The 8579-nt window shown below is 40.7% G+C and carries 11 protein-coding genes; 9 read left to right on the top strand and 2 right to left on the bottom strand.

Annotation, left to right across the window (positions count from 1 at the left end; genetic code table 11):
- The first annotated feature begins 141 nt into the window (after positions 1 to 141).
- The 5 genes from HMPREF0027_RS09775 (at position 142) to pnuC (ending at position 5098) form a co-directional block, all read left to right on the top strand.
- Entirely contained in the window at positions 142 to 1098 is a 957-nt protein-coding gene (locus HMPREF0027_RS09775; RefSeq protein ID WP_005624773.1) for a RodZ domain-containing protein, read from the top strand.
- Between the two features lie 9 nt (positions 1099 to 1107).
- On the top strand, positions 1108 to 2220 hold the full coding sequence (gene ispG, locus HMPREF0027_RS09770; protein WP_005624771.1) for a flavodoxin-dependent (E)-4-hydroxy-3-methylbut-2-enyl-diphosphate synthase: 1113 nt from the start codon (positions 1108 to 1110) through the stop codon (positions 2218 to 2220).
- Positions 2221 to 2349: 129 nt separating this feature from the next.
- Entirely contained in the window at positions 2350 to 3621 is a 1272-nt protein-coding gene (gene hisS / locus HMPREF0027_RS09765; RefSeq protein WP_005624769.1) for a histidine--tRNA ligase, read from the top strand.
- A gap of 36 nt (positions 3622 to 3657) precedes the next feature.
- Positions 3658 to 4281 (top strand): YfgM family protein, encoded by a 624-nt coding sequence (locus HMPREF0027_RS09760; RefSeq protein WP_181893803.1) that lies wholly within the window; start codon positions 3658 to 3660, stop codon positions 4279 to 4281.
- 124 nt (positions 4282 to 4405) lie between these two features.
- Positions 4406 to 5098 carry a nicotinamide riboside transporter PnuC gene (pnuC, locus tag HMPREF0027_RS09755; RefSeq protein ID WP_044024512.1) on the top strand — a complete coding sequence of 231 codons (693 nt, stop codon included), beginning with the start codon at positions 4406 to 4408 and terminating at the stop codon, positions 5096 to 5098.
- Positions 5099 to 5189: 91 nt separating this feature from the next.
- On the opposite strand, the gene purD is transcribed toward pnuC, so the two are convergent.
- Positions 5190 to 6476, bottom strand: a complete 1287-nt coding sequence (purD, locus tag HMPREF0027_RS09750) for a phosphoribosylamine--glycine ligase (RefSeq protein ID WP_005624763.1) — start codon at positions 6474 to 6476, stop codon at positions 5190 to 5192.
- A 280-nt stretch (positions 6477 to 6756) separates the two neighbouring features.
- Between purD and rpsF the strand changes: the two genes are divergently transcribed.
- From rpsF to rplI, 4 genes are read left to right on the top strand one after another with little or no spacing between them, the layout of a single operon-like run.
- Complete coding sequence (gene rpsF / locus HMPREF0027_RS09745; RefSeq protein WP_005598107.1) at positions 6757 to 7131, top strand: 30S ribosomal protein S6; 375 nt, start codon at positions 6757 to 6759, stop codon at positions 7129 to 7131.
- Entirely contained in the window at positions 7106 to 7480 is a 375-nt protein-coding gene (gene priB, locus HMPREF0027_RS09740; protein ID WP_026313171.1) for a primosomal replication protein N, read from the top strand. Before rpsF ends, priB begins: the two co-directional genes overlap by 26 nt.
- Positions 7455 to 7682: a 30S ribosomal protein S18 gene (rpsR, locus tag HMPREF0027_RS09735; protein ID WP_005598105.1), complete on the top strand. Its 228-nt coding sequence runs from the start codon at positions 7455 to 7457 to the stop codon at positions 7680 to 7682. Before priB ends, rpsR begins: the two co-directional genes overlap by 26 nt.
- Positions 7683 to 7699: 17 nt before the next feature.
- Positions 7700 to 8149: a 50S ribosomal protein L9 gene (gene rplI / locus HMPREF0027_RS09730; protein ID WP_005624758.1), complete on the top strand. Its 450-nt coding sequence runs from the start codon at positions 7700 to 7702 to the stop codon at positions 8147 to 8149.
- Positions 8150 to 8252: 103 nt separating this feature from the next.
- Here the strand turns inward: rplI and HMPREF0027_RS09725 are convergent, their stop codons facing one another.
- Entirely contained in the window at positions 8253 to 8477 is a 225-nt protein-coding gene (locus HMPREF0027_RS09725) for an HP1242/YdcH family protein (protein WP_005624756.1), read from the bottom strand.
- Between the last annotated feature and the right edge of the window lie 102 nt (positions 8478 to 8579).

Raw genomic sequence — 8579 nt, 5'->3', positions numbered from 1 at the left:
ACTACAGCCCCTTAAAATTTGCAAAGAAATGACTGAATTTAATCGCTTGTTAAAAAAATTTGCTTGTTAAGATTGCAAAACAAGCATTACATCTTTAAACTTCCGAATAATTTTCTGTAATTTTTAACCAAGAGCTTAGTTATGACTGAATCAATTAATCCGACAGAAGAAAATCAAGATGTTCGTTCACTAGGAAAAAAAATAAAACAAGCACGTGAGGCCTTAAATTTAAGTGTTGAAGATGTTGCTAAAAAAACAAATTTAAAGAAATCACATATCGAAGCATTAGAGAACGATATTTTCATTTTACAAAATGTAGCGCCGACTTTTGTTCGAGGCTATGTGCGTAACTATTTACGTTTTCTTCGTTTACCGGAAGAGTTAGTTTCAAGTGTTAATTATGGTGAAGTAACTATTCCAAAAGAAGCAGTTAAAACCCCTTCGGTAAAAGCTGTACAAAAATCACAAACACAATGGATGAAATATTTAACCGTATTGGTGTTATTAGCAGCAGCGGGGATGACATTATTGTGGTGGTGGCAAGATTACCAAAAAGAGCAAGAAAATCGCGACCAATTTGTGATTAGTTCTACTCCTGCAGAAGTTGCACCGAGCGTGCCTGTTACTCCTGCTCCGGTAACCGTAGCACCACAGCCGGCACAACCGGTTGCGCCAGCCGTTGTTGAAGAAGTGAAAGTACCGGAAGTTACTGCGCCTGTCGTAAATACACCGGCAGTGGAAAGTGCGCCAGTAACCGTTCAATCGGAAGTTGTTGCTGCAGAACAACCGGCGGAAGCAGTGAATGTGTTACAACAAACAGCGGAAACGGGTACTACTGAAGAAACTATTGGCAATGATGAATTACGTATTGAAGTCATTGGTAAAGAAAGCTGGATTACCGTAAAAAATACCAAAAGCAAAAGAAGCTTAGCGGAAAAATTATATAGCAACGGCGAAGTGTTAACCTTTAACGGTAACGAACAATATCGTTTAACGATTGGCGCACCGGCAAATGTAAAACTTTACTATAAAGGCCAAGAAGTACCGTTAAAAATTGATGGTCGTGTAGCTCGAATTCGTTTACCTTTAGCACAATAAGGATTGGACATGTCAATTCATCAATCGCCAATTAAACGTCGTGAATCGAAGAAAATTTGGGTGGGTAATGTCGCAGTCGGTGGTGATGCACCGATTTCGGTACAATCTATGACGAATACCCGTACAACTGACGTAGAAGCAACGGTTGCGCAGATTAAATCACTAGAACGTGTTGGGGCGGATATTGTACGAGTTTCCGTGCCAACCATGGATGCCGCAGAGGCATTTAAAGTGATTAAACAACAAGTGAATGTGCCGCTTGTGGCGGATATTCACTTCGATTATCGTATCGCTTTGAAAGTGGCGGAATACGGTGTTGACTGTTTACGTATCAATCCGGGTAATATCGGTAATGAAGATCGTATTCGTGCGGTAGTGGATTGTGCAAAAGATAAAAATATTCCGATTCGAATCGGCGTAAATGCCGGTTCCCTTGAACGTGATCTACAAGAGAAATACGGAGAGCCGACTCCGCAAGCGTTATTAGAATCGGCATTACGTCATGTGGATATTTTAGATCGCTTTAATTTTGAGAACTTTAAAGTGAGTGTAAAAGCATCTGATGTATTTCTAGCGGTCGAATCTTACCGCCTTTTAGCAAAACAAATCGTACAGCCGCTGCATTTAGGCATTACTGAAGCAGGCGGTGCGCGTGCTGGCTCGGTTAAATCAGCAATTGGTCTAGGTTTATTACTTTCGGAAGGTATCGGTGATACATTACGTGTATCTCTTGCAGCAGATCCGGTTGAGGAAGTTAAAGTCGGTTTCGATATTTTAAAATCGTTACGTATTCGTTCTCGTGGTATTAACTTTATTGCTTGCCCGACTTGCTCACGTCAAGAAATTGATGTGATTGCAACGGTGAATGCGCTAGAGCAACGCTTAGAAGATATCTTAACACCGATGGATGTTTCCATTATCGGCTGCGTAGTAAATGGTCCGGGTGAAGCGCTTGTATCGGATCTTGGTGTTACCGGTTCAAATAAAATGAGCGGCTTCTATCTTGACGGCGTGCGCCAAAAAGAGCGTTTTGATAATGAAAAACTCATCGACCAACTAGAAGCAAAAATTCGTGCGCGTGTTGCAGAACAACATAATCGCATTCAAGTAGAACAAATTTAATTTTAGTAACCACGGGTTACATGAATTTTACGGAAATTGTGGAAAACAAGCGGTCAATTTTCTTCAAAAATTTACCAACCGTATTTATTTGTGTCGTCCGTGGTTTTAGCGTAATAAAAGGAAAATAAAGTGGCTAAAAATATTCAAGCAATTCGTGGGATGAACGATTGCTCCCCAACAGAATCGCCATTATGGCAGTGGATTGAAAATAAAGTACGTAACGTATTAGCCGGTTATGGCTATTCGGAAGTGCGTATGCCGATTGTAGAAAGTACGCCGCTTTTTTCTCGTGCAATTGGTGAAGTTACTGACGTGGTATCAAAAGAAATGTACACCTTCTGGGACAATGACGAACAATTAACGCTTCGTCCGGAGGGAACTGCCGGTTGTGTGCGTGCAGCGATTGAACGTGGCTGGATCTACAATAATGAACAACGTTTATGGTATATGGGACCAATGTTCCGCCACGAGCGTCCGCAAAAAGGCCGTTATCGTCAATTCCACCAAGCCGGTGTAGAAATTTTTGGTATTCCAAATCCGGAAGTCGATGCGGAATTAATTATTTTAACTGCGCGTTTATGGAAAGAATTGGGTATCGATCAACACGTTTCTTTACAACTAAACTCAATCGGTTCGCTTGAAGCACGCGCGAATTATCGTTCGACATTGGTAAAATTCTTAGGAAATCACATCGCTTTAATGAGCGATGAAGAAAAAGATCGTTTAGTTAAAAACCCACTACGTATTCTTGATACCAAAAACCAAGCGTTACAAGAAGTATTGAATGATGCACCGAAATTATTAGATTACTTAGATGATGACAGTCGTGAACATTTTGCGCAGCTTTGTAGTCTATTAGATGCAATGGGTATTGCTTATGAAGTCAATCCGAAGCTGGTACGTGGTTTAGATTACTACAATAAAACCGTGTTTGAGTGGGTAACTTCAGCGCTTGGCTCGCAAGGTACAGTTTGTGGTGGTGGTCGTTATGATGGCTTGGTTGAACAGCTTGGCGGCCACGCAACGCAAGGTGTTGGTTTTGCAATGGGCTTAGAGCGTTTAGTTCTACTTGTTCAAGAAGTGAATAAAGAGATCAGCCTACCGAAAGCTGTTGATGTATATGTGGTTTATTCAGGCGAAGGTGCTACTTTAAATGCGTTCCGAATTGCCGAGCAAATCCGCACTGAATTGCCTCAATTACGTGTAATGACACATTGTTCCGGCGGTAACTTTAAAAAACAATTTAAACGTGCGGACAAAGTGGAAGCCCAAATTGCATTAGTTATCGGAGAAAGCGAAGTCGCTGAGCAAAAAGTGGTGGTAAAAGATCTACAAAGCGGTGCGGAACAAATTACCATTGCACAGGTAGATATTATTTCAGAACTTACTAAACGTTTTTAAGCTATCCCCCCGTTTAGGGTAAATGGAGAAATCATTATTATGAGCGATTATTTAAATAAAACGGAAGAGAAGCAGTTTGAAGAGGTAAAAGGCTGGTTTAAAGAAAACGGTACTCCAATTTTGGTTGCGATCATTATTGCTTGTGCTGCGACTTTCGGCTGGAATTTTTGGAAAAATCATCAGATTGAAACAGCACAACAAACTTCTGCAACTTACCAAAATATTATGGAAAGCTATTTGCAAGATCCAAGCAAAAACGCACCGCTTGTCGAGAAGTTTATTGCGGATCATAAAGATTCAAGCTATGCCGTTTTCGCGCAACTAGAAGAAGCAAAACAAGCGGTTGAGAAAGCAGATTTTGCTCGTGTGAAAAGTGTATTAGAGAATGCTCTGGCGGTAGCAAGCGATTCGATTTTACAAACGGTAATTCGTTTCCGTTTAGCAGCGGTGGATTATCAGCTAAAACATTACGATCAAGCATTAACGATGCTCGCTCAGATTCAAGATCAGGTATGGGAGCAACGTAAATTAGTACTAAGCGGAGATATTCTTGCTGCTAAAGGTGATAAAGATGCCGCAAAGAGCGCTTATGAAAAAGCAAAGGATATTGCACCGGCACAAGATAAGGCATTAATTGATGTGCGTTTAAATAATCTGTAATCGGAGTAGGATTGTCGTTTAGACAATCCTATTTTTTTACCTAATGTATAAGAATGTAATTTATATTTTACATTCTATGCTAATTGGCTTACACTTTCCTCTGTATCATTACATTGGAGGTCATATGAATACACAAAACGTTTCAAATTTTATTAAGCAAGAGCTTTCCGGTTGGAAACCTTTTGAAGTTATTTGGCTTATAGCCTTTATTGCCGCACAAGTTTGGGCTTACGTACAAGAGCCGGATTCTATTTTGGCAATGATTTCGGGTATCGCCGGTATTATCTGTGTTGTTTTAGTGAGTAAAGGCAAGGTAAGTAATTACTTGTTCGGTTTAATTTTTGCTTATACCTATTTTTATGTAGCATGGGGCAATAATTTTATCGGTGAAATGAACAGTGTGCTTTATGTGTATTTACCGGCGCAATTTATCGGTTACTTCGTTTGGCAAGCGAATATGCAAAAAGACAGCCAAGGCGGTGGTGCAGTTATTGCTAAATCGTTAACTGTAAAAGGTTGGATTGTATTATTAGCAACGATTAGTATCGGCACTTTACTTTTTATTCAAGCACTTAAAGCAGCGGGTGGTAGTTCAACGGGCTTAGACGGAGTTACTACTATCACCACTGTTGCTGCGCAGCTGTTGATGATTTTACGTTATCGTGAACAATGGTTGTTGTGGATTGTGCTTAATGTGTTATCCATCGCTTTATGGGCGGAAACACCGGCAATTTATTTAATGTACGGAGCATATCTGCTTAACTCGCTTTACGGTTTCTATAACTGGACGCAATTAGAGAAAAACGCTCAGCGTTAATATTCTTCGCTAGCTAATAACAAGCGGTCTAATTTGCAAAATATTTTACAAATTAGACCGCTTGATTTTTTGCTATGAGCCTAAAAGCAAATTATGCTTTTTCTCTTGCTACTGCACGGTAGCCAATATCACGGCGATAGAAACGACCTTGCCATTGAATTTGTTCGGCAAGTTTTAAGGCTTGCTGCTGTGCAGCAAATACCGAATTACCTAATGCGGTTGCACATAAAACACGGCCACCGTTTGTCACTAATTTACCGTCTTTTTGCTCCACTCCGGCAAGGAAGACTTTCTGTGATTTTTGTGCTTGAGTTGGAATACCGCTGATTTCATCGCCTTTACGATAATCGCCCGGATAACCTTCCGCTGCAAGTACGATGCCTAATGCTGCTTGTTCACACCATTTTGATTGCACGCTATCTAATTTGCCTTCGCAGGCTTTTAAGCACAATTCAACAAGGTCGGATTCCAAACGCATCATAATCGGCTGAGTTTCAGGGTCTCCAAAACGGCAGTTAAATTCAATCACTTTCGGCTGACCGTTTGGCATAATCATTAAGCCGGCGTAAAGAAAGCCGGTGTAAGGGGTATTTTCGCTTGCCATTCCTTGCACGGTCGGGTAAATAATTTCGTCCATTACACGTTGGTGGATTGCCTTCGTTACCACCGGAGCAGGGGAGTAAGCCCCCATTCCGCCGGTGTTTAAACCGCTATCGCCCTCGCCAACACGTTTATGGTCTTGCGAGGTTGCCATCGGTTCGACATTTTTGCCATCCACCATCACAATAAAACTGGCTTCTTCGCCGTCTAAAAATTCCTCGATCACCACACGGCTACCTGCCTCACCAAAGGCGTTACCTGACAGCATATCACGCACCGCATCTTCTGCCTCTTGTAAAGTCATTGCGACAATTACACCTTTGCCAGCGGCTAAACCGTCTGCTTTGATTACAATCGGTGCCCCTTTTTGTTTTAAGTAGGCAAGTGCCGGTTCAATTTCAGTAAAGTTTTGGTATTCTGCAGTTGGAATCTGATGGCGAGTCAAGAAATCTTTGGTAAATGCTTTAGAACCTTCTAATTGAGCAGCGGCTTGGGTCGGGCCGAAAATTTTTAAGCCGTTCGCTCGGAATGCATCAACTACACCGATAACAAGTGGCGCTTCAGGTCCAACAATCGTTAAGCCAATTTGGTTTTCCTTCGCAAAAGCAACTAATGCAGGAACATCGGTTGCGGCGATTGCCACATTTTCGATACCTTCTTCCAGAGCAGTACCGGCATTCCCCGGTGCGACAAAAACTTTTTTGACTAAAGGCGATTGACGAACTTTCCAAGCTAAAGCATGTTCACGACCACCGTTACCAATAATTAATACATTCATTTGGATTCCTTATAAATTAATAAAAGCAAACGTTTGCGCAATTGTACTAGAAGATTGAAAAATACTGAACTATTATTCGTATTTTTACCAGATAAAACCTATTTTTATATTAAGTGATTAATCACATTCTTACATTGGCAGGATTAACGATAAATTCTGCTTGCAAAACCAACAAATTTACGTATAATTCCACAGTTCAGTCACATTTGTTTTTTAATCCTTGCTTCCACAAGTTGGTGACTGGCTAAAGTTGGAGGCTGCTAACCCGTAAGGATAGTCAATGCGTCACTACGAAATCGTTTTTATGGTTCACCCGGACCAAAGCGAACAAGTACCAGCAATGATTGAGCGTTACACAGCATCTGTTAAAGAAGCTGGCGGTCAAGTTCATCGCTTAGAAGATTGGGGTCGTCGTCAATTAGCATACCCAATCAACAAACTTCACAAAGCACACTATGTGTTAATGAATGTAGAAGCACCTCAAAGTGTAATCGACGAGTTAGAAACTAACTTCCGTTATAACGATGCAGTTCTTCGTAACTTAATCGTTCACACTAAAGCGGCAGTAACTGAAGCGTCACCAATGGTGAAAGCGAAAGAAAGCAAAGTTGCTGAAGCGGTAGCTGAAGTTGAATCAGAGGAAGCTGGCGAGTAATTCGCCAATTGATAATTGCTTAATTCTGAGCGGCTCGGTCGCTTCAATGGTTAAGCAAAGCCAAAACCCGTTAGGGGTTCCGAATTATCGTTTTTGGCTTGAACATCGTTCAATCCAAACTGAAGTGAATTTAGAACGTCAGGCGTGGTGTAAAATCCAAGTGATTTTAAATGGCAGTCAATTTAGTTTAATAACACAACAAATAAAGCTCGGCGATAAAATTAGAGTTCATGGATTTATTCATACTCACAAAGACTATAATGGTTTAAACCAATTAGTCGTTCACGCCGAACATATTGAATTTATAGATCAGGAGAAGCCAAATGGCACGTTATTTCCGTCGTCGTAAGTTCTGCCGTTTCACAGCGGAAAATGTTGTTGAGATCGATTACAAAGATATCGCTACATTAAAGAACTACATTTCTGAAAGCGGCAAGATTGTTCCTAGCCGTATTACTGGTACTCGTGCGAAGTATCAACGTCAATTAGCTCGCGCAATCAAACGCGCTCGTTACTTAGCGTTACTTCCATACACTGACAACCATCAGTAATAGAGAGGTCGAGTACAATGCAAGTTATTTTATTAGATAAAGTTGCTCACTTAGGTTCTGTGGGCGACCAAGTAACTGTTAAATCAGGTTTTGCACGTAACTTCTTAATCCCACAAGGTAAAGCAGTTATGGTAACAGCAGCAAACATTGCTCACTTCGAAGCACGTCGTGCTGAATTAGAAGCAAAAGCGGCAGCAGCATTATCAGCAGCACAAGCTCGTGCAGCTAAAATTGCTGAAATCGCAGCAGTATCAGTATCTGCAACTGCAGGTGACGATGGCCGTTTATTCGGTTCTATCTCTGCAAAAGATATCGCTGATGCATTAACAGCGGCAGGTGTTGAAGTAGCTAAATCAGAAGTTCGTTTAGGTGAAGGTCCACTTCGTACAACTGGCGAACACGAAGTTAAAGTTCACTTACACACTGAAGTGAATGCAACTGTAACTGTTAACGTAGTTGCTGAATAATCTTTAGATTATTAGAAAACCCAGCTTAGGCTGGGTTTTTTTTGATAACTATCGAAATTCAATGGCTATTAAAATGCCCTCCTTCAAAAGGTGGGCATTGTCGTTAATTCATTAAGCTGATTTTTTTCTTTAGAATTGCGTATAGCTCATCTTTTATATGTAATTTCTCTTTTTTGAGAAGCTCTACTTCATCATTGGTTGCAAGCTCTATATTTGACTCCATGTTTTTAATGCGTTGGTCTAGCTCATTATGTCTCTCAAATAGGCGAGTAAAATGCGCATCACTATTTTTTAATTTGGTGATTAGCTCACGAAATTCTGGGAACATATACAACTCCTATAATGTCTTAATTGAACCTTTGGGTTAATTTGATACTACTCTTTTTTAGCTAGGTTGGGATAACTTTATTTTAAATCTTGGGGTCGTAGT

The sequence above is a fragment of the Actinobacillus ureae ATCC 25976 genome (assembly GCF_000188255.1).
Classification (GTDB): Bacteria; Pseudomonadota; Gammaproteobacteria; order Enterobacterales; family Pasteurellaceae; genus Actinobacillus; species Actinobacillus ureae.
Note: the sequence above shows the minus strand (reverse complement) of the source record. Positions and strands in the feature narration are given on the sequence as shown.